This window comes from Enterobacter sp. N18-03635 (genome assembly GCF_004006055.1).
Lineage (GTDB): Bacteria > Pseudomonadota > Gammaproteobacteria > Enterobacterales > Enterobacteriaceae > Enterobacter > Enterobacter vonholyi.
In genome coordinates this window covers 4,215,254-4,240,222 of sequence record NZ_CP034769.1, presented here as the reverse complement: position 1 = coordinate 4,240,222, position 24,969 = coordinate 4,215,254, and the positions used below count along the sequence as shown (strand labels likewise).

At 57.6% G+C, this 24,969-nt stretch carries 16 protein-coding genes; 11 read left to right on the top strand and 5 right to left on the bottom strand.

The window, feature by feature from the left end; translation table 11 throughout:
- The first annotated feature begins 58 nt into the window (after positions 1 to 58).
- From glgB to glgP, 5 genes are read left to right on the top strand one after another with little or no spacing between them, the layout of a single operon-like run.
- The gene (gene glgB / locus ELK40_RS21125) at positions 59 to 2,245 is read left to right on the top strand and encodes a 1,4-alpha-glucan branching enzyme (RefSeq protein WP_127732516.1); all 2,187 of its coding nucleotides are present in this window, start codon (positions 59 to 61) and stop codon (positions 2,243 to 2,245) included.
- Positions 2,242 to 4,215, top strand: coding sequence for a glycogen debranching protein GlgX (gene glgX / locus ELK40_RS21120; protein ID WP_127732514.1), 1,974 nt, complete (start codon positions 2,242 to 2,244; stop codon positions 4,213 to 4,215). The genes glgB and glgX overlap by 4 nt, the downstream gene beginning before the upstream one ends.
- Positions 4,216 to 4,232: 17 nt before the next feature.
- Positions 4,233 to 5,528, top strand: coding sequence for a glucose-1-phosphate adenylyltransferase (glgC, locus tag ELK40_RS21115; RefSeq protein ID WP_008503066.1), 1,296 nt, complete (start codon positions 4,233 to 4,235; stop codon positions 5,526 to 5,528).
- Positions 5,528 to 6,961: a glycogen synthase GlgA gene (gene glgA, locus ELK40_RS21110; protein ID WP_008503065.1), complete on the top strand. Its 1,434-nt coding sequence runs from the start codon at positions 5,528 to 5,530 to the stop codon at positions 6,959 to 6,961. The genes glgC and glgA overlap by 1 nt, the downstream gene beginning before the upstream one ends.
- Before the next feature lie 18 nt (positions 6,962 to 6,979).
- Positions 6,980 to 9,427, top strand: coding sequence for a glycogen phosphorylase (gene glgP / locus ELK40_RS21105; protein WP_008503064.1), 2,448 nt, complete (start codon positions 6,980 to 6,982; stop codon positions 9,425 to 9,427).
- 95 nt (positions 9,428 to 9,522) lie between these two features.
- Here glgP and glpD read toward each other — a convergent pair whose 3' ends face one another.
- Positions 9,523 to 11,031, bottom strand: a complete 1,509-nt coding sequence (gene glpD / locus ELK40_RS21100) for a glycerol-3-phosphate dehydrogenase (protein WP_127732512.1) — start codon at positions 11,029 to 11,031, stop codon at positions 9,523 to 9,525.
- A gap of 188 nt (positions 11,032 to 11,219) precedes the next feature.
- On the opposite strand from glpD, the gene glpE reads away from it, so the two are divergent.
- Genes glpE through ELK40_RS21085 form a run of 3 tightly spaced genes read left to right on the top strand, consistent with a single transcriptional unit; the run spans position 11,220 to position 13,205 of the window.
- On the top strand, positions 11,220 to 11,552 hold the full coding sequence (gene glpE, locus ELK40_RS21095) for a thiosulfate sulfurtransferase GlpE (protein ID WP_008503062.1): 333 nt from the start codon (positions 11,220 to 11,222) through the stop codon (positions 11,550 to 11,552).
- 47 nt (positions 11,553 to 11,599) lie between these two features.
- Positions 11,600 to 12,430 carry a rhomboid family intramembrane serine protease GlpG gene (gene glpG / locus ELK40_RS21090; RefSeq protein WP_028015659.1) on the top strand — a complete coding sequence of 277 codons (831 nt, stop codon included), beginning with the start codon at positions 11,600 to 11,602 and terminating at the stop codon, positions 12,428 to 12,430.
- A gap of 16 nt (positions 12,431 to 12,446) precedes the next feature.
- A complete protein-coding gene (locus ELK40_RS21085; RefSeq protein WP_008503060.1) occupies positions 12,447 to 13,205 on the top strand; it encodes a DeoR/GlpR family transcriptional regulator in 759 nt (252 codons plus the stop codon).
- A gap of 61 nt (positions 13,206 to 13,266) precedes the next feature.
- On the opposite strand, the gene malT is transcribed toward ELK40_RS21085, so the two are convergent.
- Positions 13,267 to 15,972, bottom strand: coding sequence for an HTH-type transcriptional regulator MalT (gene malT / locus ELK40_RS21080; RefSeq protein WP_127732510.1), 2,706 nt, complete (start codon positions 15,970 to 15,972; stop codon positions 13,267 to 13,269).
- A gap of 585 nt (positions 15,973 to 16,557) precedes the next feature.
- Between malT and malP the strand changes: the two genes are divergently transcribed.
- Complete coding sequence (gene malP, locus ELK40_RS21075) at positions 16,558 to 18,951, top strand: maltodextrin phosphorylase (protein ID WP_127732508.1); 2,394 nt, start codon at positions 16,558 to 16,560, stop codon at positions 18,949 to 18,951.
- Between the two features lie 9 nt (positions 18,952 to 18,960).
- On the top strand, positions 18,961 to 21,039 hold the full coding sequence (gene malQ, locus ELK40_RS21070) for a 4-alpha-glucanotransferase (protein WP_127732506.1): 2,079 nt from the start codon (positions 18,961 to 18,963) through the stop codon (positions 21,037 to 21,039).
- 87 nt (positions 21,040 to 21,126) lie between these two features.
- Here malQ and gntT read toward each other — a convergent pair whose 3' ends face one another.
- The 3 genes from gntT to gntX all read right to left on the bottom strand — a co-directional run bounded on the left by gntT (position 21,127) and on the right by gntX (position 24,080).
- Positions 21,127 to 22,443, bottom strand: coding sequence for a gluconate transporter (gene gntT / locus ELK40_RS21065; RefSeq protein ID WP_024907902.1), 1,317 nt, complete (start codon positions 22,441 to 22,443; stop codon positions 21,127 to 21,129).
- A gap of 316 nt (positions 22,444 to 22,759) precedes the next feature.
- The gene (gene nfuA, locus ELK40_RS21060; RefSeq protein WP_008503055.1) at positions 22,760 to 23,335 is read right to left on the bottom strand and encodes a Fe-S biogenesis protein NfuA; all 576 of its coding nucleotides are present in this window, start codon (positions 23,333 to 23,335) and stop codon (positions 22,760 to 22,762) included.
- A 61-nt stretch (positions 23,336 to 23,396) separates the two neighbouring features.
- On the bottom strand, positions 23,397 to 24,080 hold the full coding sequence (gene gntX / locus ELK40_RS21055; protein WP_127732505.1) for a DNA utilization protein GntX: 684 nt from the start codon (positions 24,078 to 24,080) through the stop codon (positions 23,397 to 23,399).
- Positions 24,081 to 24,116: 36 nt separating this feature from the next.
- On the opposite strand from gntX, the gene bioH reads away from it, so the two are divergent.
- Complete coding sequence (gene bioH / locus ELK40_RS21050) at positions 24,117 to 24,890, top strand: pimeloyl-ACP methyl ester esterase BioH (protein WP_127732503.1); 774 nt, start codon at positions 24,117 to 24,119, stop codon at positions 24,888 to 24,890.
- Positions 24,891 to 24,969: the final 79 nt, after the last annotated feature.

Genomic DNA, 24,969 nt, shown 5'->3' with positions numbered 1-24,969 from the left:
CATTAAAAGTCGTCCCGGAGCGCTTAAAAAGGACGACATAAAAAACAGGATGAATACCATGTCCGATCGTGTGGATAGAGACGTGATTAATGCGCTTATTGCGGGTCATTTCGCTGACCCCTTTTCTGTGCTTGGGATGCATCGTACTGAGGCGGGTCTGGAAGTTCGGGCGCTATTACCGGATGCCACAGAAGTCTGGGTGATTGAACCCAAAACCGGCCGCAAGGTTGGTAATCTTGAATGCCTCGATTCGCGTGGCTTCTTCTCGGGCGTAATGCCCCGTCGTAAAAACCCTTTTCGCTATCAGCTCGCCGTTCTCTGGCACGGTCAGCAAAACCTGATTGACGATCCCTACAGCTTTGGTCCGCTCTTAAAAGAGATGGACGCCTGGCTGCTCTCCGAAGGGACGCATCTTCGACCTTATGAAACGCTGGGTGCCCATGCCGATACCATGGACGGTATTACCGGCACGCGGTTCTCCGTGTGGGCACCTAACGCCCAGCGCGTCTCCGTTGTCGGCCAGTTCAACTACTGGGACGGTCGCCGCCATCCGATGCGCCTGCGCCGGGAAACCGGCATCTGGGAGCTGTTTATCCCCGGGGCGCACCCCGGGCAGCTTTATAAATTCGAGATGATCGACGCCAACGGCAAGCTACGCATTAAAGCCGACCCGTATGCCTTCGAAGCGCAGATGCGCCCGGATACCGCGTCGCTGATTTGCGGCCTGCCGGAGAAGGTCGTCCAGACGGAAGAGCGTAAACAGGCCAACCGCTTTGATGCGCCTATCTCCGTCTATGAAGTTCATCTCGGCTCCTGGCGCCGCCACACCGATAACAACTTCTGGCTTAGCTACCGGGAGCTTGCCGACCAGCTGGTGCCGTACGCCAAATGGATGGGCTTTACTCACCTTGAGCTGCTGCCGGTCAATGAACACCCGTTCGACGGCAGCTGGGGCTATCAGCCCACCGGGCTGTATGCGCCAACGCGCCGCTTTGGCACGCGCGACGACTTCCGCTATTTCATTGATGCCGCGCACGCCGCCGGGCTGAACGTCATCCTCGACTGGGTGCCGGGCCATTTCCCTGCGGATGATTTCGCGCTGGCAGAGTTTGACGGCACGAAGCTTTACGAGCACAGCGATCCGCGGGAAGGCTATCACCAGGACTGGAACACGCTGATCTACAACTACGGTCGTCGTGAGGTCGCCAACTATCTGGTCGGGAATGCCCTGTACTGGATCGAGCGGTTTGGTATTGATGCCCTGCGCGTCGATGCGGTGGCGTCGATGATCTACCGCGACTACAGCCGCAAAGAGGGGGAGTGGATCCCGAACGAGTTTGGCGGTCGTGAAAACCTGGAAGCCATTGAGTTCCTGCGCAATACCAACCGCATTATCGGCGAGCAGGTGGACGGTGCCGTGACCATAGCGGAAGAGTCGACCGACTTTGCGGGCGTCTCCCGTCCGCCGTCATTGGGCGGCCTGGGGTTCTGGTATAAGTGGAACCTGGGCTGGATGCACGACACGCTCGACTATATGAAGCTGGATCCGGTTCACCGTAAGTATCATCACGATAAGCTGACGTTCGGGATGCTCTACAACTACACCGAAAACTTCATGCTGCCGCTGTCGCACGATGAGGTGGTGCACGGCAAAAAATCCATTCTCGACCGCATGCCGGGCGACGCGTGGCAGAAGTTTGCCAACCTGCGCGCCTATTACGGCTGGATGTTTGCCTTCCCGGGTAAGAAACTGCTGTTCATGGGCAATGAGTTCGCCCAGGGGCGCGAGTGGAACCACGACGCCAGCCTCGACTGGCATCTGCTGGAAGGCGGCGACAACTGGCACCACGGGGTGCAGCGTCTGGTGCGCGATCTGAACCTGACCTATCGCCACCACAAAGCGCTGCACGAGCTCGACTTCGATCCGTACGGCTTTGAATGGCTGGTGGTGGACGACCATGAGCGCTCGGTGTTTGTCTTTGTGCGTCGTGACAAGGCCGGTAACGAGATCATCGTCGCCAGCAACTTCACCCCGGTGCCGCGCGAACACTACCGCTTCGGCATTAACCAGCCGGGCAAATGGCGTGAAATTCTGAATACCGATTCGATGCACTACCACGGCAGCAACGCCGGTAACGGCGGGCTGGTACAGAGTGACGCCATAGAAAGCCACGGGCGACCCAACTCCCTGAGCCTGACGCTGCCGCCGCTTGGCACCATCTGGCTGATGCGGGAGGGCGAATGACGCAGCTTAAGGCAGGTAAACCCGAACCGCTCGGGGCGCGTTTTGACGGAAAGGGTGTCAATTTCACCCTCTTTTCCGCTCACGCCGAGCGGGTAGAACTGTGCGTGTTTGACGGGGAAGATAACGAGCACCGTTACGATTTACCCGCGCGCACGGGGGATACCTGGCACGGCTACCTGGCCGGAGGACGGCCAGGCATGCACTATGGCTTTCGCGTACACGGTCCGTGGGATCCGGCGCAGGGGCACTGGTTTAACCCGGCGAAGCTGCTGATTGACCCGTGCGCGCACCGCGTGGACGGCGAATTTAAAGATGACCCGCTCTTCCACGTGGGCTACGGCGAGCCCGACCACCGCGACAGCGCGCCCGTCTCGCCAAAAAGCGTGGTGGTGAACGATCTTTATGACTGGGAAGACGATGCCCCGCCGCAGACGCCGTGGGGCAATACCGTCATTTATGAAGCCCACGTTAAAGGGCTGACGTACCTGCACCCGTCGATCCCCAAAGAGATGCGCGGCACCTATAAGGCGCTCGGGCATCCCACCATGATCGCCTACCTGAAACATCTCGGTATCACCGCCCTGGAACTGCTTCCCGTTGCCCATTTTGCCAGCGAGCCGCGCCTGCAGCGGCTGGGGCTCAGCAACTACTGGGGCTACAACCCGCTGGCGATGTTCGCGCTCGAGCCGCGCTATGCCGTCCATCCGGAAAAAGCGCGGGACGAGTTCCGCGATGCGGTGAAGGCTCTCCACGCGGCGGGCATTGAGGTCATTCTGGACGTGGTGCTCAACCACAGTGCAGAAAGCGATCTCGACGGTCCGACGCTCTCCATGCGCGGAATTGATAACCGTAGCTATTATTGGATCAGGCAGGATGGCGATTATGAGAACTGGACCGGCTGCGGTAACACGCTCAACCTCAGCCATCCGGCGGTCACGCATTTTGCGTATGAATGCCTGAAATACTGGGTGGAGACGTTCCACGTCGACGGTTTTCGTTTCGACCTGGCGCCCGTGATGGGGCGCACGCCGGCGTTCAGCCGGCAGGCGCCGCTGTTCGAGGCGATAAAAAACTGTCCGGTGCTCTCGCAGGTGAAGCTCATTGCCGAGCCGTGGGACATTGGCGAAGGCGGTTATCAGGTCGGGAATTTCCCGCCGCTGTTTGCCGAGTGGAACGATCACTACCGCGACGCCGTGCGCCGCTTCTGGCTGGAACGCAATCTGTCGCTGGGGGAATTTGCCGGACGCTTTGCCGCGTCGAGCGATCTCTTTAAGCGCGACGGCAAACGCCCGTCGGCTACCGTCAACCTGTTGACGGCGCACGACGGTTTTACGCTCAGGGACTGCGTTTGTTTCAATCAGAAACACAATGAGGCAAACGGCGAAGAGAATCGCGATGGCACTAACAATAACCATAGCTTTAATCATGGTATAGAAGGGTTAGGCGGAAGCCTCGACGTCATCGAGCGGCGACGCGCCAGCGTTCATGCGCTGCTGACAACGCTTTTACTGTCGCAGGGCACGCCGATGCTGCTGGCAGGCGATGAGCATGGTCACAGCCAGCACGGTAATAACAATGCGTATTGCCAGGACAACACCTTAACCTGGCTCGACTGGGGGGAAGCCAACAGCGGGCTGATTCATTTCACCGCTGCGCTGATCCATCTTCGCCAGCAGATCCCCGCGCTGACCGCCAACAGCTGGTGGGAAGAGGGTGACGGCAACGTTCGCTGGCTGAATAAAGACGCGCAACCGTTAAGCGCGCAAGAGTGGCAACACGGCGTACCACGCCTGCAAATCCTGCTGTCGGATAAATGGCTGGTCACGCTGAACGCGACGGATGACGTCGCAGAGATTGTTTTACCTGACGGGGAGTGGCGCGCCGTTCCCCCCTTTGCCGGAGCGGATAATCCGGTAGTAATGGCTGTCTGGCACGGGCCTGCGCACGGAGTGTGCGTATTCCAAAGATGATAAAAAAGGAGTTAGTCATGGTTAGATTAGAGAAGAACGATCCCTTAATGTTGGCACGCCAGCTACCATTAAAAACGGTTGCCCTGATCCTTGCGGGTGGGCGTGGTACCCGTCTGAAAGATTTGACCATCAAGCGCGCCAAACCGGCTGTTCACTTTGGTGGTAAGTTCCGCATCATCGACTTTGCGCTCTCCAACTGCCTGAACTCGGGCATTCGCCGCATCGGCGTCATTACGCAGTATCAGTCGCACACGCTGGTTCAGCATATCCAGCGCGGCTGGTCATTCTTCAGCGAAGAGATGAACGAGTTTGTCGATCTCCTTCCTGCTCAGCAGCGCGTTCACGGCGAGAACTGGTACCGCGGTACGGCGGATGCGGTGACCCAGAACCTCGACATTATTCGTCGCTATAACGCGGAATACATCGTGATCCTCGCCGGGGACCACATCTACAAGCAAGATTACTCCCACATGCTGATCGACCACGTCGAAAAAGGGGCGCGCTGCACCGTGGCGTGTCTGCCTGTGCCCGTTGCCGAAGCGACGGCGTTTGGCGTCATGCACGTGGATGCCGACGACAAAATTATCGACTTCGTTGAAAAACCGGCGAACCCGCCAACCATGCCGGGCGATGACACCAAATCGCTCGCCAGCATGGGGATCTATGTCTTTGACGCAGATTATCTTTATGAGCTGCTGGAAGAAGACGACAAAGACGAAAACTCCAGCCACGACTTCGGTAAAGACATCATTCCGAAAATCACGAAAGCTGGCATGGCGTATGCACATCCATTCCCGCTGTCCTGCGTACAGTCCGATCCGAATGCGGAACCCTACTGGCGCGATGTGGGTACGCTGGAAGCCTACTGGAAAGCGAACCTCGACCTGGCGTCAGTCACGCCTGAACTGGATATGTACGACCAGAACTGGCCGATTCGTACCCATATGGAGTCGCTGCCGCCGGCCAAGTTCGTCCAGGACCGCTCCGGCAGCCACGGCATGACGCTGAACTCGCTGGTGTCCGGCGGGTGCATTATCTCCGGTTCGGTCGTGGTGCAGTCGGTGCTGTTCCCGCGCGTGCGGATAAATTCATTCTGTAATATCGATTCGGCAGTCTTGTTGCCGGATGTCTGGGTAGGGCGCTCGTGTCGTCTGCGTCGTTGCGTGATCGACCGTGCCTGCGTCATCCCTGAAGGGATGGTCATTGGGGAGAATGCGGAAGAAGACGCGCGTCGTTTCTACCGTTCGGAAGAGGGGATCGTGTTAGTCACACGGGAAATGTTGCGGAAGCTGCAAATCAAACAGGAGCGATGATGCAGGTTTTACACGTATGTTCTGAGATGTTCCCGTTATTAAAAACGGGCGGTCTGGCAGATGTGCTTGGCGCATTACCGGCGGCGCAAATCGCCGGAGGCGTGGATACCCGAGTCCTGCTGCCCGCCTTTCCGGATATCCGGCGCGGTATACCTGATGCAAAAGTGGTGACCCGCCGTGAAACGTTTGCCGGACGCATTACCCTGCTGTTTGGACATTACAATGGCGTAGGGATTTACCTGATCGACGCGCCGCACTTATACGATCGACCGGGCAGCCCGTATCACGATACGAACCTGTTCGCCTACACCGACAACGTGCTGCGCTTTGCGCTGCTCGGCTGGGTTGGAGCAGAAATGGCGACGGGGCTGGATCCGTTCTGGCGTCCGGATGTGGTGCACGCGCACGACTGGCACGCCGGGCTTGCCCCGGCGTATCTCGCCGCGCGCGGCCACCCGGCGAAATCGGTCTTTACCGTGCATAACCTGGCATATCAGGGGATGTACTACGCCCATCACATGAATGACATCGATCTGCCATGGTCGTTCTTTAACATGCACGGTCTGGAGTTTAACGGGCAGATCTCGTTCCTGAAGGCGGGGCTGTACTACGCCGATCACATCACGGCGGTGAGCCCGACCTACGCTCGTGAGATCACCCAGCCGGCGTTTGGCTACGGCATGGAAGGGTTGCTGCAGCAGCGCCATCGCGAAGGCCGCCTGTCGGGCATTCTGAACGGCGTGGATGAACAGATCTGGAGCCCGGAAACCGATCTCCTGCTGGCGGCGCGCTATGGCCGTGATTCCGTGGAAGACAAAGCGGAAAACAAACGCCAGCTGCAGATTGCGATGGGCCTGAAGGTTAACGACAAAGTGCCGCTGTTCGCGGTGGTCAGCCGCCTGACCAGCCAGAAAGGGCTGGATCTGGTGCTTGAGGCGCTGCCCGGTTTACTGGAGCAGGGCGGACAGCTGGCGCTGCTCGGCGCGGGCGACCCGGTGCTGCAGGAAGGTTTCCTTGCCGCCGCTGCGGAACACCCGGGGCAGGTGGGCGTGCAGATTGGCTACCACGAGGCGTTCTCGCACCGAATTATGGGCGGCGCGGACGTCATTCTGGTGCCAAGCCGTTTCGAACCCTGCGGCCTGACGCAGCTTTATGGTCTGAAATACGGCACGCTGCCGCTGGTGCGCCGCACGGGCGGACTGGCGGATACCGTATCCGACAGCTCTCTGGAAAATCTGGCGGACGGTATCGCCAGCGGGTTTGTCTTTGAGGACAGTAATGCCTGGTCGCTGCTTCGGGCGATTCGGCGTGCTTTCGTCTTGTGGTCCCGTCCATCACTCTGGCGTTACGTTCAGCGTCAGGCGATGTCCATGGACTTTAGCTGGCACGTCGCGGCGCAGTCATACCGCGATCTCTATCAACGCTTGATGTAACGAGGCGAAGTTACTGATATGAACGCTCCATTTAGCTACTCTTCACCCACGCTCAGCGTTGAGGCGTTAAAGCACTCCATCGCCTACAAGCTGATGTTCACCATCGGGAAAGATCCGGTTATAGCCAACAAGCACGAGTGGCTGAACGCCACCCTGTTTGCGGTGCGTGACCGCCTGGTTGAACGCTGGCTGCGCTCAAACCGCGCCCAGCTCTCGCAGGAGACGCGTCAGGTTTACTACCTGTCGATGGAATTTTTGATTGGCCGCACGCTGTCCAACGCGCTGCTGTCGCTCGGTATTTATGACGATGTCAAAACCGCACTCGAAGAGATGGGGTTAGATTTAGAAGAACTGATCGACGAAGAGAACGACCCGGGCCTCGGCAACGGCGGTCTGGGGCGTCTCGCCGCCTGCTTCCTCGACTCGCTGGCGACGCTGGCGCTGCCGGGCCGCGGCTACGGTATTCGCTACGACTACGGTATGTTCAAACAGAACATCGTCGACGGGCGTCAGAAAGAGTCGCCGGACTACTGGCTGGAGTACGGCAACCCGTGGGAGTTCAAGCGCCACAACACGCGCTACAAGGTGCGCTTTGGCGGGCGTATCCAGCAGGAAGGGAAAAAGTCCCGCTGGGTAGAAACGGAAGAGATCCTGGCCGTGGCCTACGACCAGATTATCCCCGGCTACGATACCGACGCCACCAACACGCTGCGCCTGTGGAGTGCCCAGGCCAGTAGCGAAATTAACCTCGGGAAATTTAACCAGGGTGACTACTTCGCGGCGGTGGAGGATAAAAACCACTCCGAGAACGTGTCCCGCGTGCTGTACCCGGATGACTCGACCTACTCGGGTCGCGAGCTGCGCCTGCGTCAGGAGTATTTCCTCGTTTCGGCGACCATTCAGGACATCCTCAGCCGCCACCATCAGCTGCACAAAACCTACGCCAACCTGGCGGAGAAAACCGCGATCCACCTTAACGACACCCACCCGGTGCTCTCAATTCCGGAACTGATGCGCCTGCTGATCGACGAGCATAAGTTCAGCTGGGATGACGCCTTTGAGGTGACCTGCCAGGTGTTCTCCTACACCAACCACACGCTGATGAGCGAAGCGCTGGAGACGTGGCCGGTGGACATGCTCGGCAAAATCCTGCCGCGCCATCTGCAGATTATCTTTGAGATTAACGACTACTTCCTTAAGACGCTGCAGGAGCAGTATCCGAACGATACCGGCCTGCTGAGCCGCGCGTCCATCATTGATGAGTCGAATGGTCGCCGCGTGCGCATGGCCTGGCTGGCGGTTGTCATCAGCCACAAGGTCAACGGCGTGTCCGAGCTCCACTCGAACCTGATGGTGCAGTCGCTGTTTGCGGACTTCGCGAAGATCTTCCCGACGCGGTTCTGCAACGTGACCAACGGCGTCACGCCGCGCCGCTGGCTGGCGCTGGCCAACCAGCCGCTCTCTGAGGTACTGGACGAGAATATCGGCCGCACCTGGCGTACCGATTTGAGCCAGCTGAGCGAGCTGGAACAGCATATTGATTTCCCGACTGTGAACAAAGCCGTGCGCGAAGCCAAGCTGCTGAACAAAAAGCGTCTGGCGGTCTGGCTGGCGATGCACCTCAACGTGGTCGCTAACCCGAAAGCGCTGTTCGACGTGCAGATCAAACGCATCCACGAATACAAGCGTCAGCTGATGAACGTGCTGCACGTGATCACCCATTACAACCGCATCAAGGCCGATCCAACGGCCGAATGGGTGCCGCGCGTGAAGATCTTCGCCGGTAAGGCGGCTTCCGCCTACTACATGGCGAAGCACATTATTCATCTCATCAACGACGTGGCGAAGGTGGTTAACCAGGATCCGGACATTGGCGACAAGCTGAAGGTGGTGTTCATTCCGAACTACAGCGTCAGCCTGGCGCAGCTGATCATCCCGGCGGCGGATCTCTCTGAACAGATTTCGACGGCGGGTACTGAAGCATCGGGTACCAGTAACATGAAGTTTGCCCTTAACGGCGCGCTGACCATCGGCACGCTGGACGGGGCGAACGTCGAGATGCTGGAGCACGTGGGCGAAGAGAATATCTTTATCTTCGGTAATACGACGGAAGAGGTGGAGGCGCTGCGCAGGAAAGGCTACTCGCCGCGTCAATATTACGAAGAGGATGAAGAGTTGCGTCAGGTGCTGACGCAGATCGCGACCGGCGTGTTTAGCCCTGATGAACCTAGCCGCTACCGCGATCTGGTGGATTCGCTGATTAACTTTGGCGATCACTACCAGGTGCTGGCGGATTATCGCAGCTACGTGGACTGTCAGGATAAGGTGGACGAACTTTATCGCCAGCCGGAGAAGTGGACCAGCGCCGCGATGTACAACATCGCCAATATGGGCTATTTCTCGTCAGACAGGACCATCAAGGAGTATGCTGAGACGATCTGGCATATTGATCCGGTGAGGCTATAAAAGCAAAACGGCAACCTCGGTTGCCGTTTTTAGTGTTTGTTCCCTCTCCCTGTGGGAGAGGGGCAGGGTGAGGGCATCAGTCCGCACCGGTCGTATTACGACGCCAGCGACAGCTCACGCTTCCCCGCATGTTGCAGTAACCACTGCGCCACGCGAGACTGCTGCTCGGCGTTGAGCCACATCCCTTCTTTGGTACGACGCCAGATAGCATCGTCCAGACGACGCACCCACTCGTGCTCAACCAGGTAACGCAGCTCGGCTTCGTACAGCTCGTGGCCGAAATGCTCGCCCAGATCCGTAATGTCCTTCGCATCGCCCAGAATCAGCTCGGTATTGCTGCCGTAGGTGCGGGCATAATGGCGCGCCATTCCTTCGGTGATGAACGGGAACCGACGGCGCAGCTTCGCGGCGTAATCATCGCGGTTATCGCCGATATCACCGCCGGGCAGTACCGCGCCCTTGGTCCATGCCGGGCCAATGCCTTTATAGTACGGCGCCAGTTTTTCCAGCGCGTGCTCGGCCAGCTTGCGGTAGGTAGTGAGCTTACCGCCAAAAACGGAAAGCAGCGGCGCCTGACCGTCAACGTCGTGAATATCGAGCGTATAGTCGCGGGTAATGGCCTGCGGTGAGTCAGATTCGTCATCGCACAGCGGACGCACGCCGGAGTAGGTCCAGACAACGTCGTCGCGCGACAGCTGTTTCTTAAAGTGCGCGTTATACACTTTGAGCAGGTAGTTCACTTCGCTCTCGTCGATCTCGACGTTTTTCGGATCGCCTTTGTACTCCACGTCGGTAGTACCGATGATCGAGAATTCGTCCATCCACGGGATCACAAACACGATGCGCTTGTCTTCGTTCTGCAGGATGTAAGCCTGCTTCTGGGTATGCACGCGCGGCACCACAATGTGGCTGCCCTTGATCAGGCGAATGCCGTATGGAGAAGGCAGATGCATGCCGTCGTCGAAGAACTGCTTCACCCACGGGCCGGTAGCGTTCACCAGGCCGCGCGCTTTCCAGCTGAATTTCTCGCCGGTATCAATGTCTTCCGCTTCCACAATCCACAGGCCATTTTCACGACGGGCAGCGGTTGCGCGGGTGCGGGTTTTCACCTCGCCACCTTTCTTCTCAACCATCTGCGCATTCGCCAGTACCAGGCGGGCATCATCCACCCAGCAGTCGGAATATTCGAATCCGCGCACGATTTCCGGCTTAAGGACCGATTCTGAGCCAAAACGCAACCCTTTCGAACCCGGGAGGCTGGTGCGTTTACCCAGATGATCGTACATAAACAGACCGATTCGGATCATCCACGCCGGACGCAGATGCGGGCGATGGGGCAGCCGGAAGCGCATCGGAATCGCCAGATGCGGGGCCATTTTCAGCAGCACTTCACGTTCGGCCAGTGCTTCACTGACCAGGCGGAATTCGTAGTGTTCCAGGTAGCGCAGGCCACCGTGAATCAGTTTGGAGCTGGCGGACGACGTCGCGCAGGCGAGATCGTTAGCTTCCAGCATCAGTACGGACAAACCGCGTCCTGCGGCATCGACCGCAATACCGGCACCGTTGATGCCACCGCCTATCACAATCAGATCTTTGGTTTCCATAACACCCTCATGCACTTTCGTTAAAGCTCAGAAATGTTCGATATCGCTCATAATAGCAAAGGAACGCGCTTTTGGTAACATCAAAAAAACAATTTAGAGTGATATGGATAACATAATGGCGTTTACCCGCCGCCAGGACGTACACTACGGGGTAAAATCTTGTCGTTGACCACTGTAAAGAGAACACCATGGATCAGTTTGAATGTATTAACGTAGAAGAAGCCCACCAGAAGATGCACCAGGGAAAAGCAGTGCTGGTGGACATCCGCGATCCGCAGAGTTTTGCGATGGGCCATACGCCGGGCGCGTTCCATCTCACCAACGACACGCTGGGCGCGTTTATGCGCGATAACGACTTCGACACGCCGGTGATGGTCATGTGCTACCACGGCAACAGCAGCAAAGGCGCGGCGCAGTATCTGCTTCAGCAGGGTTACGACGCGGTTTACAGCGTCGACGGCGGTTTTGATGCCTGGCATCGTCATTTCCCGGCGGAAGTGGAATACGCTTTTGAGCGCTGATCCCGCTATACTGTCCCCTTTTGTGTGGAAATAAGCGACCGCTGCCCATGTTGATGATCACCTCTTTTACTAACCCGCGCGTCGCCCAGGCGTTTGTCGACTATATGGCGACGCAGGGTGTTATTCTGACTATTCAACAACATACGCAGACCGACGTCTGGCTGGCCGATGAAAGCCAGGCCGGACGGGTAAACGAGGAGCTGGCGCGTTTTCTTGAGAACCCTGGCGACCCGCGCTATCTGGCGGCCAGCTGGCAGTCCGGCCAGACCGGCAGCGGATTGCACTACAGCCGCTTTCCTTTCCTCGCCACCATTCGTGAGCGCGCGGGCCCGTTTACGCTGCTGCTGATGGCGGCCTGCATCATCGTCTTCATTATCATGAACGTGGTCGGCGACCAGAGCGTAATGATTGCCCTGGCGTGGCCCTATGACCCGTCTCTTGAGTTTGACGTCTGGCGCTACTTTAGCCACGCGCTGATGCATTTCTCGGTGATGCATATCCTCTTTAACCTGCTCTGGTGGTGGTATCTCGGCGGTGCCGTTGAAAAGCGTCTGGGCAGCGGCAAGCTGATCGTTATCACTATTATCAGCGCCCTGTTAAGCGGCTACGTGCAGCACAAGTTCAGCGGGCCGTGGTTCGGTGGGCTGTCGGGTGTCGTATATGCCCTGATGGGCTACGTCTGGCTTCGCGGGGAGCGCGATCCGGAAAGCGGCATCTATCTGCAACGCGGATTAATAACCTTTGCGTTAATATGGCTAATTGCCGGGTGGTTTGATCTGTTTGGTATGTCTATCGCCAACGGAGCGCACGTCGCCGGGCTGGCCGTGGGGCTGGCGATGGCCTTTGCCGACACGCTCCATGCGCGAAAACGAACATAATTCTCAGGGATAATTGATGAAACAAACACAACGTCATGACGCCATTATCGAACTGGTAAAAAAACAGGGATACGTCAGCACCGAAGAGCTGGTGGAGCAGTTTGCCGTCAGCCCACAAACCATCCGTCGTGACCTGAACGACCTGGCCGATCAGAACCGCATCCTTCGCCACCACGGCGGCGCGGCGCTGCCGTCCAGCTCGGTCAACACCTCCTGGCATGACCGTAAAGCCACGCAGACGGCAGAGAAAGAGCGCATCGCCCGCAAGGTCGCCAGCCAGATCCCGAACGGCGCGACGCTGTTTATTGATATCGGCACCACGCCGGAAGCGGTCGCCCATGCGCTGCTGGATCACGAGAACCTGCGCGTGGTCACCAACAACCTGAACGTGGCCAATACCCTGATGCAGAAAGACGACTTCCGCATCATCCTCGCGGGCGGCGAGCTGCGCAGCCGCGACGGCGGGATTATCGGCGAAGCGACCCTCGACTTTATCTCGCAGTTCCGCCTCGACTTCGGCATTCTGGGGATCAGCGGTATCGACAGCGACGGCTCGCTGCTGGAGTTTGATTACCACGAGGTGCGCACCAAGCGCGCGATTATTGAAAATTCACGCCACGTGATGCTGGTGGTGGATCATTCCAAGTTTGGCCGTAACGCGATGGTGAACATGGGCAGCATCAGCATGGTGGATGCGGTCTATACCGACGTGATGCCGCCGGCGGGCGTGATGCAGGTAATTAAAGATAATAATTTGCAGTTAGAGTTGTGTTGAAAAGCCGTTCTCCCTCTCCCTGTGGGAGAGGGCCGGGGTGAGGGCGTCAGGCCGCACAAACCTAAACGCCGTACCCCATCATCTTCAACAGCTGCTGTGCATGCTGTACCGCATCCTGACGATGCGCCACGCCCAGCTTCTGATACAGATTGCGGATATGCGTTTTGATGGTGGTCGCCGCCACCGCAAGCTCACCGGCAATCTGCTCGTTGCTGTAGCCTGAATAAATCAGCCCCAGAACCTGCCATTCGCGCTGGGTGAGCGGGCTGGTGCGGATAAGTTCCGGCACTTCCGGGTGGTTCAGCAGACGTTCAACAAAGTTCTCATCGAAATGCGCGAACTTGTGCCGATGATGCTGGTTAATCTCGCGCAGAATGCGCTGGGCGCGATGTTGATCCAGTTCCGGCAGCGTGTTGAGCTGAATCAGCTGGCGCAGCTGCTGCGCCATCACTTCCCCTTCAATTACAAAGTGGCTGATAAACCCGGTGCGGTTTGCCAGCTGCAGCGCCTCCAGCAGCACGCGCTGGGCTTCGTTTTTACGACCCGCCTGCCAGTAAAGCTGGTTTTGCAGCAGCAGGTTGCGGTTCAGGTCGCTCATCAGGCGCAGGCTGCGCGCGTTCTCGTTCAGCTCCTCCAGCACAATCTCAGCGGGCTCTAATTCACCGAGCAGGATCTGCGCGCGGGCAATGTTGCGCCACTGGCTCTGCAGGAAGTGGTTGTTGGCAAATTCCGGTTTTGGCGTCTGGCGCAGCCAGTTGGCGGCGGATTTTTTATCGCCGGTCATCTGCCAGTAAATCACCCGGACCTTGTCGGCGTTTGACACCCAGTCGCTATGATACTGGCCGTTGCCGAGCAGGTTTTCCAGGCGGTTAAGATGGTTGCGGGCGTTGTCGAGATCGCCGCGCGCCAGCGAGCACTGCACCAGCAGCGCCAGGCACTGCAGCTGCTGCTGAGGCTGGAAGCTGGAAAGAACATCCACACCCTGACGGGCGCAGCTTTCCGCTTCATCCAGACGCGACCATGCCCACAGCAGCTGGGCGCGAATACGCAACAGGAACTCGTGCATCGGCAGCTGTTCCAGATGCTGTTCACGAATCAACTGGAACGCTTTTTCCTGGTTTTCCCAGGCAGCCTGCAGGAACCCCTGCGCGAATAAAATCTCGCTCTGTTGGATCAGGCTCCACAGGGCGTAATGCCAGACATCATGACGACGCGCCATCTGTTCGGTTTGCTGCATCAGTGAAAGCGATCGCGTGAGATCGCCTTTGCAGTGCAGCACTTCGCCGTGCACGGAGGTCGCCACGATACGGCTGTAGAAGTTGGCAAGCGGCAGTTCATCCAGCGCGACCATCGCCAGCCGTTCAGCTTCGTCCGGGTCGCCATCGTTAATCGCCACCTGAGCGCGCAGCGCGTTGAACTCGCCGTGCAGGGTGGTATCCATTTCGCTTTCCATCTCCTGCTCGGCGCGCGCCAGCAGGGTGTTCACTTCGCTGTAGCGATGCTGGCTCTGCATCAGCCAGGCCTGCAGCAGCACCAGACGCGGGTTCTCAAGCAGGCTTTCCCACGGCAGGGCTTTGAGGGATTCTTCCAGCAGCGTCAGCTCGCTGTGGTTAAACAGGCCCCACGCATGATTGAGGAGAATATCGCGCAGCATGCTGGCATCACCGGCGGCCAGCGCGTGGTGGATGGCTTCGCTCGGGAAGCCTTGCGCCATCCAGCTTTCGGCAGCGGCGCGGTGGATCTCCGGCAGTTCAACCGCCAGCTCCCACTGACAGCGCTGGCGCAGGAAGCTGCCGAACAGCGGATGATAGCTAAACCACTCCCCCGGATCGTCCATGCGCGTCAGGAAAAGGCCTTGACGTTCAATCTCTTCGAGCTGCAGCTGGCCGTTTTCACAGCCCGTCACCCGCACGATGAGCGCATCGTTCATGGAGCGCAGCAGAGAGCTTTTCAGCAGGAAATTACGCGTTGAGGGATCGACGCTGTCCAGCACTTCATCCACGAGATAGTCAGAAAGGTGGCTGGCGTTGATGCCCGCCAGGCGCCGCGCAGACTGATGTGCCGGACTGTTATTTTGCCGGGCTGAGAGGGCAATCAGCTGCAGCGCCGTTGCCCAGCCTGCGACGTCATCACACAGGCGGCTGCTTTCGGCGGCCTCAATCGGTGAGTTCAGGCGGCAGTCAAAGAACTGTTTCGCTTCCTGGTGGGTAAAGGCCAGCTGCTGGCTACCCACTTCCAGGAGCTGATCGCGCACGCGCAGGTTGGCAATACCCAGCTGCGGCAGGTTGCGTGACAGCACGACTAAGGTCAGGTTTTCCGGCTGATGGCGCAGGAAGAAACGCATCGATTCATGAATTACCGGGTTAGTGATGAGATGGTAATCATCAATCACCACGTAAAGCGGGCGATGCCATTCGGCCAGTTCGATAAACAGCTGAGAGAAAAGGGAGGATAGGCTTGCGTACTGGCGCTTTTGCACCATCACCTCACTGGCGACGCAGTGTCCATGGGTTGCTTGCTGTATGGCGGCAATCAGATAGCTGGCAAAACGCTCCTGCTGGTTATCGCCCTCGTCGAGAGAGTACCAGCCAAGATCGCTTTTACCCGCGGCCCATTGCGAAATGAGCGTTGTTTTTCCATAACCTGCAGGGCTCGTAACCAGCGCCAGTCGGAAATTATGCGCGCCGGAAAGTTTAGCCAACAGACGCTCGCGGACCACTGTATGGTCAAGGCGAACCGGGCGACTTAATTTAGACGGAATCAACATAGGTTTCACTTCACTGTGGGGAACGAGAGATTTTATTTTTTTTGCGCTTCGTAATTAATGGATATAAGGTCGGCCAATAAGTTAACTATTGCAAGTTATGTCTGGATTTGGTGGCTGTGAATTTGCACTCTGTCACAAAACATTCAGGCAGAGGAGGGAACTTTCTGAAAAGGTCTTTGATGCCCCGTCAATGCTGGCTTGTATGGCTGTGCTGCGGCTGCGCTGAAACTGGTTTCAGAAAGGGATGGTGACGTCGAATTTAATATACTTCTGGTAAAGTTAAGGGAGATTAATAATCTCCTTAGCGATTTCCCGATTGCCGAAATATTATTCTACGTAAGTAATTATTTCGGCGGGGTTTAATTTCACCCGAAACCGCATTTCATTTCTTTGACATTCTCCTCGGTTACTTTTTTATCTTCCGGGCACACTCGAACTATGCTCTGAGAGTGGCCTCGATCACACTTTTATGCTCATCCCCGCTACTCCTCCCTGTCTAATCCCCCACAGGAGGAGGAAGAGGGGAAATGAGCCAGGCACACTAGCGCCAACTTGTGTTTTCTTTCTAAAGGATGCCGATCCCCTATGTCACAGCCTACCTTCAACAAAGCTCAATTCCAGGCTGCCCTGACGCGTCAGTGGCAGCGTTTTGGCCTTCATGCTGCAAACGAAATGACGCCTCACCAGTGGTGGCAGGCAGTGAGCGGTGCGCTCGCAGAGCAGCTGGATGCTCAGCCCCTGGCAAAACCGGTAAAAGGCCAGCGCCATATAAACTACATTTCAATGGAATTCCTGATTGGCCGTCTGACGGGCAACAACCTGTTGAACCTCGGCTGGTATCAGGAGGTCGGTGACGTTCTTAAAGAACACGACATTAACCTGACCGACCTGCTGGAAGAAGAGATTGACCCGGCGCTGGGCAACGGCGGCCTGGGACGCCTGGCGGCCTGCTTCCTTGACTCCATGGCGACCGTTGGCCAGTCGGCGATTGGCTACGGTCTGAACTACCAGTACGGCCTGTTCCGTCAGTCGTTTGCCGACGGGCATCAGATGGAAGCGCCGGACGACTGGCATCGCAATACCTATCCGTGGTTCCGCCACAACGCGCAGCTGGACGTACAGGTTGGCATTGGCGGGAAAGTGACAAAGCAGGGTCTCTGGGAACCGGCATTCACTATCACTGGCGAAGCCTGGGATCTGCCGGTGCTTGGCTATCGTAACGGCGTGGCGCAGCCGCTGCGTCTGTGGCAGGCGAAGCACGCCCACCCGTTTAACCTGACAAAATTCAACGACGGCGATTTCCTGCGGGCCGAGCAGCAGGGCATCGACGCCGAGAAGCTGACCAAAGTCCTCTATCCGAACGACAACCACCTGGCCGGTAAAAAGCTTCGCCTGATGCAGCAGTACTTCCAGTGCGCCTGCTCCGTGGCGGACATTCTGCGTCGCCATCACCTGGCGGGCCGCAAGCTGGCGCAGCTGCCGGACTTTGAAGTGATTCAGCTCAACGACACGCACCCGACCATTGCCATCCCGGAGCTGCTGCGCGTGCTGATCGACGAGCACCAGCTGAGCTGGGATGACGCCTGGGCCATCACCAGCCGTACCTTTGCCTACACCAACCACACCCTGATGCCAGAAGCGCTTGAGTGCTGGGATGAGAAGCTGGTGAAAACGCTGCTGCCGCGCCACATGCAGATCATCAACAAGATTAACGACCAGTTTAAAAAGCTCGTGGATAAAACCTGGCCGGGCAACAAGGCGGTCTGGGCGAAGCTGGCGGTGGTTCACGATAAGCAGGTGCGCATGGCGAACATGTGCGTGGTCAGCGGCTTTGCGGTGAACGGCGTGGCGGCGCTGCACTCGGATCTGGTGGTCAAAGATCTCTTCCCGGAATACCACCAGCTGTGGCCAACCAAATTCCACAACGTGACCAACGGGATCACGCCGCGTCGCTGGATCAAGCAGTGCAACCCGCTGCTGGCCGGCCTGCTGGATAAGACCCTGAAGAAAGAGTGGGCCAACGATCTGGACCAGCTCATCAACCTGGAAAAATACGCTGACGACGCGAAATTCCGCGAGCAGTACCGGGCGATCAAGCTTGAGAACAAGGTTCGCCTGGCGGAGTTTGTGAAAGTGCGTACCGGGATTGAGATCAACCCGAACGCCATATTCGATATCCAGATCAAACGTCTGCACGAGTACAAACGCCAGCATCTGAACCTGCTGCACATTCTGGCGCTGTACAAAGAGATCCGCGAGAACCCGCAGGCCGACCGCGTGCCGCGCGTGTTCCTGTTCGGTGCGAAAGCGGCGCCGGGCTACTACCTGGCGAAAAACATTATCCTCGCCATCAATAAAGTGGCGGCGGCGATCAACAGCGATCCGAAAGTGGGCGACAAGCTGAAGGTAGTGTTCCTGCCGGACTACTGCGTCTCGGCGGCGGAAATGCTTATCCCGGCGGCGGATATCTCCGAGCAGATTTCAACCGCAGGAAAAGAAGCCTCCGGTACCGGCAACATGAAGCTGGCGCTGAACGGCGCGCTGACCGTCGGCACGCTCGACGGGGCGAACGTCGAAATCGCCGAGAAGGTGGGCGAAGAGAACATCTTTATCTTCGGCCATACTGTGGAAGAGGTGAAAGCTATCAAGGCCAAAGGCTATGACCCGGTGAAATGGCGTAAGAAAGACAAAGTCCTCGATGCGGTGCTGAAGGAGCTGGAGAGCGGTAAATACAGCGACGGCGATAAGCACGCGTTTGACCAGATGCTGCACAGCATGGACAAACACGGCGGTGACCCTTATCTGGTAATGGCGGACTTTACGGCCTACGTTGAAGCACAAAAGCAGGTCGACGTGCTGTATCGCGACCAGGAAGCGTGGACCCGCGCGTGCATCCTGAATACCGCCCGCTGCGGTATGTTCAGCTCTGACCGCTCAATCCGTGATTATCAGGCCCGTATCTGGCAGGCAAAACGCTAAGGAAGCGCGATGGAGAGTAAACGTCTGGACAGTGCCGCGCAGGCGGCGGGAATTAGCCTCAGTTACATCAATGCGCACGGCAAACCGCAGTCTATTGGTGCGGACACCAAAAGACGTTTGCTGGATGCCATGCACAAAACCGACGCGAAAGCGTCGGCTGCTCCGGTGCCGAACGTGAAGGTATTCACCGCAGGCAAAAAGATGCCGCTGGCGGTGGAGGGGCGCGGCGAGTTTAGCTGGCTTCTTACCACCGAAGAGGGGCATCTGCATAAAGGTCACGCCACCGGCGGCAAAACGTTAAACCTTCCGGCAAAACTGCCGGAGGGGTATCACACCTTAACGCTCACCCAGGACGATCTGCGTTTCCACTGCCGGGTGATCGTCGCGCCAAAACGCTGCTACGAGCCGCAGGCGCTGCTTGAAGGCAAAAAGCTGTGGGGCGCCTGCGTGCAGCTCTACACTCTGCGTTCCGACAGCAACTGGGGCATCGGTGATTTTGGCGATCTGAAAAAGATGCTGGCATCCGTGGGAGAGCGCGGCGGCGCGTTTATCGGTCTCAACCCGATCCACGCGCTCTATCCGGCCAACCCGGAGAGCGCCAGCCCGTATAGTCCGTCGTCCCGTCGCTGGCTGAACGTTATTTATATCGACGTTAACGCCTTAGATGATTTCAAAAACAGCCAGGAGGCGCAGGCGTGGTGGAAACTCAGCACCACACAGCAGGCGCTGAAGCAGGCGCGCGAAGCCGACTGGGTGGACTATTCCACCGTCACGGCGCTGAAAATGGCCGCGCTGCGCCTGGCGTGGAAAGGCTTTTCGCAGCGCGATGACGAGCAGATGGCTGCGTTCCGCCAGTTTGTGGCGCAGGAGGGCGAGAGCCTGTACTGGCAGGCGGCGTTCGATGCGCTGCACGCATATCAGGTAAAAGAAGACGAAATGCGCTGGGGCTGGCCGGTCTGGCCCGAAGCGTATCAGAGCGTCGACACGCCTGAAGTGAAAGCGTTCTGTAAAAAAAATGCCGATGAAGTGGACTTCTACCTGTGGCTGCAGTGGCTGGCTTATAGCCAGTTTGCCGCCTGCTGGCAGGTGAGCCAGGGCTATAAAATGCCGATTGGCCTGTACCGCGATCTGGCCGTGGGCGTGGCGGAAGGCGGCGCGGAAACCTGGTGTGACCGTGAGCTTTACTGTCTGAAAGCCTCCGTCGGCGCGCCGCCGGATATCCTTGGCCCGCTGGGCCAGAACTGGGGATTGCCGCCTATGGATCCGCACGTCATGGCGGAGCGCGCTTACGAGCCGTTTATCGACCTGCTGCGCGCTAACATGCAGAACTGCGGCGCGCTGCGTATTGACCACGTAATGTCCGTGCTGCGTCTGTGGTGGATCCCATACGGTGAAACAGCCGATCACGGGGCGTATGTGCAGTATCCGGTTGACGATCTGCTGTCGATCCTGGCCCTGGAAAGCAAGCGCCATCAGTGCATGGTGATCGGTGAAGATCTCGGTACCGTGCCGGTGGAAATTGTCAGCAAGCTCCGCGACAGCGGCGTCTACTCCTATAAAGTGCTCTATTTTGAAAACGACCATGAGAAAACCTTCCGCGCGCCGCAAGCGTACCCTGAACAGTCAATGGCAGTCGCGACGACGCATGACCTTCCTACGCTTCGTGGCTATTGGGAAAGCGGCGATCTGACGCTCGGCAAAACGCTGGGCCTGTATCCTGATGAGGAGGTGTTACGCGGCCTGTATCAGGATCGCGAGCTTTCCAAACAGGGGCTACTGGATGCGCTGCACAAGCAGGGCTGTCTGCCGAAACGTGCCGGACATAAAGCGTCATTGATGTCGATGACTGCGACACTCAACCGCGGCCTGCAGCGCTATATTGCCGACAGCAACAGCGCGCTGCTGGGGCTGCAGCCGGAAGACTGGATTGATATGGCGGAGCCGGTGAACATCCCGGGCACCAGCTATCAGTACAAGAACTGGCGTCGCAAGCTGTCCACCACGCTTGAGGCGATGTTTGCCGATGATGGGGTGAACAGGCTGATCAAGGATTTGGATAAGCGGCGAAAAGCTGCTGGTAAGAAGTAATAAAAAACCCGCCAGTGGCGGGTTTTTTATTATCAGGCAGTGCTCATGCAGGTCGGGTAAGGCGTAGCCGCCACCCGACTTAGGGCATCAGACCACCATGTTGAGCAGCAGCACCCCGACCAGACCACACACCGAAATAATGGTTTCCAGCGCGGACCAGGACTTGATGGTTTCACCGATCGTCAGGTTGAAGTACTCCTTGAACAGCCAGAAGCCCGGGTCGTTAACGTGAGAGAAAATCACGCTACCGGAACCGACGGCGATAACCATCAGCTCAGGGCTTACGCCCGTGGTCGCAATCAGCGGGGCAACGATACCGCCTGCGGTGATCGCCGCAACGGTCGCTGAACCCAGCGCAATACGCAGAACCGCGGCAATAGACCAGGCCATCAGGAGCGGCGATACGTTGGTTTCATGCATCATGGCGGCGATGTATTTGTCCACGCCGCTGTCGACCAGAACCTGCTTGAATGCACCGCCACCGCCGATGATCAGGAGCATCATGGCAATGATTTTGATTGAAGAGGTCAGCGTGTCGTTGATCTGATCCATGGAGCGGCCACGGTTCAAACCGAAGGTGAACATCGCGATCAGCACGGCAATCAGCGTTGCCATCACCGGGTCACCCAGGAATTCCGCCACGGACAGGAACGCATGACCTTTAGGCAGGATCATCTCCGCCACGGCGCGCATCGCCATCAGGATCACCGGTACCAGGGAGGTCCATACGCTGACGCCAAAGCCCGGCATCTCTTCTTCGGTGAAGGTTTTGGCGCTGTACAGACCTTCCGGAATCGGCTTATCAATGCCCTTCAGGAAGCGGGCATAAACCGGGCCGGCCAGAATCACCGTCGGGATCGCCAGAATCGTACCGAACAGCAGAGTTTTACCCATATCCGCGTGGAAGATGGTCGCGATAGCGGTTGGACCCGGGTGCGGCGGCAGGAAGCCGTGGGTCACGGACAGCGCCGCAGCCATTGGCACGCCGACATACAGCAGCGGGATGCTCGCGGCAGCCGCAATGGTGAACACCAGCGGCAGCATCAATACGAAGCCCACTTCATAGAACAGCGCGAAACCAACGGTAAAGCCGGTTAACACCACTGCCCACTGAATGTTCTTCTTACCGAATTTGTCGATAAGCGTGGTGGCAATACGCTGCGCGCCCCCGCAGTCCGCCAGCATTTTACCGAGCATGGCGCCGAAGCCCATGATCAACGCCAGGCTGCCGAGCGTGCCGCCAACACCGGCTTTAATCGAGCTGATAACTTTCACCAGCGGCATCCCCTGCATCAGACCGACTGCAAGTGCCACCAGAACCAGAGCGATAAATCCGTTCATTTTGAAACGGATCATCAAGAGCAGTAATAACACAACACCGATAGCAACGATGACTAATGGCATGATTTACCTGGCCTTTGAATTGTTATGGGTAACGTCATTGTTTCAACGACAAATTCCGATTGTCCCAACTGGGAACAGAGAAGTAACGGCACTAATACTGATGCCTTTTAAACGATTAAGTTTAGTCGGCTGTTATGGGTGTGCTTAGTGCCCATGAGAATGATACGGGTAACATGACGTGATTGAGAATCACCCTGGCAGGCAAAATGTGAATTATGAGACGCAGGTCAACATATAGAGGGGAGCGAAGAGGGGGAGCAGGGTTTTGTAGGCCCGGTAAGCGCAGCGCCACCGGGCAATACAGATGGGCAATGAATCAGTAGTAAGAGTGCTCGCCGCGCTGGTGTTCGGTCAGGTCACGCACGCCTTTCAGTTCCGGGAACTCGTTCAGCAGCTGCTTCTCGATCCCTTCTTTCAGGGTGACATCGACCATTGAACAACCGTTACAACCGCCGCCAAACTGCAGGATGGCAAAACCTTCGTCGGTGATTTCCATCAGGGAAACACGGCCGCCGTGGCCCGCCAGCTGTGGGTTGATCTGGGATTGCAGCAGATACTCAACGCGCTCCATCAGAGGGGCATCGTCAGACACTTTACGCATTTTCGCGTTCGGCGCTTTCAGGGTCAGCTGAGAACCCAACTGATCGGTGACGAAGTCGATCTCCGCATCTTCAAGATACGGTGCGCTCAGCTCATCAACATAGGCGGTGAGCTGTTCAAACTTAAGGGCAGTGTCAGTAGCTTCCACAGCGTCCGGAGGACAATACGAAACACCACATTCTGCATTCGGCGTGCCTGGATTGATCACAAACACACGGATCTGCGTCCCTTCTTCCTGATTTGCCAGCAGTTTGGCAAAGTGCGCTTGTGCAGAATCGGAAATACGGATCATAGCTTTGGCCTAATAGTTGACTAAATTACCTGGGTATAATCATACGCCCATTGAAGAAGGGCTACAAGGTACGGCACAGACACCATACCTGAACCGACGCGGCGCCGCTTTGCAAAAGCAGTCGGGAAAGTTCAGCAACGGTACTGCCTGTGGTGACAACATCATCCACAATTGCGATATGGAGCCCGTCGACCGGCAATTCAAGGCGAAAGGCGTTTTTGAGGTTTCTTTTGCGAAGCCGGGCGCTGAGCTGATGCTGGATGGCGGTGGCATGAACACGTGTCAGCGCGCGGGCATCATACCGACAGCCGAGCCACCGTGCGAGGGGACGGCAGAGCAGGTCACTCTGGTTATAGCCGCGCCGCCAGTGACGACGTCGGTAAAGGGGGACACTCACCACCATGTCGATTTTCGGCAGTGCCCGCTGACGTCGCGCCTGCAAAACCGCCAGCAACAGCAGGCGAGCAAGGGGCTGTGCCAGCGAGCTCTGCCCGGAAAACTTCAGCGCATGGATCAGCCTGTTCAGCGGTGGAACATAATCATCCACCGCCACCATCGCGCTCCACGGCGGGGACTTTTTCAGGCAACGGCCACAGGGCAAAGCGGGATTCGTGGCCGGTAAACCACATTGTGGGCAGATCCCGATACGCCATTGCAGCGATCGCGTACAGACGGAGCAGATGCCCCACCCGCCTAGTGCCAGCGGCATTCGGCATAGCCAGCACAACCCAGGTACTGTTAGCATGTGCAACCTCCATGTGAAAAAAGAGAACAGTAACTGATGAAGACGCTGTGGTGGCAGACCGTCGGGACAGGAAATTGCCATCTTGTGCTGCTGCACGGATGGGGACTGAATGCTGAAGTATGGCGTTGCGTAAGCGAGGAACTCGCCTCGCATTTCACGCTGCATCTGGTGGATTTGCCGGGTTATGGCCGCAGCCGCGGTTTTGGGGCCATGTCGCTTGATGAGATGGCGGAGCAGGTTCTGAACGCTGCTCCGCAAAATGCCATCTGGCTGGGCTGGAGCCTGGGCGGGCTGGTGGCGAGCCAGATTGCGCTGTCGAGACCTGACCGCGTAAAAGCGCTGGTGACGGTGGCGTCGTCGCCCTGTTTTAGCGCGCAGGACGCGTGGCCAGGGATAAAACCCGAGGTACTGGCGGGCTTTCAGCAGCAGCTGAGCGACGATTTCCAGCGGACCGTAGAGCGTTTTCTCGCGCTGCAGACGATGGGTACCGAAACCGCGCGTCAGGATGCCCGTACGCTGAAGCAAACTGTGCTTTCGCTGCCGATGCCGGAGGTTGAGGTGCTTAACGGTGGCCTGGAGATCCTGAAAACGGTTGATCTGCGCGAGCCGCTGGCCGCCCTGACGATGCCGCACCTGCGTATCTATGGCTACCTCGACGGAATTGTGCCGCGCAAAGTGGCTCCGCTGCTGGATTCGCTCTGGCCGGACAGCGAATCGCAGATCGTTGCCAAAGCCGCACATGCCCCGTTTATCTCTCATCCGACGGAATTTTGTTCAGCGCTGATTGCGTTAAGTCAACGTTTCGACTGATTATTTTCTATCCTGCCTGGAAAAAGTAACACACCGCAACCATACTCCAGATGTCGTTGCGGTTGTTCTGCCTACGATA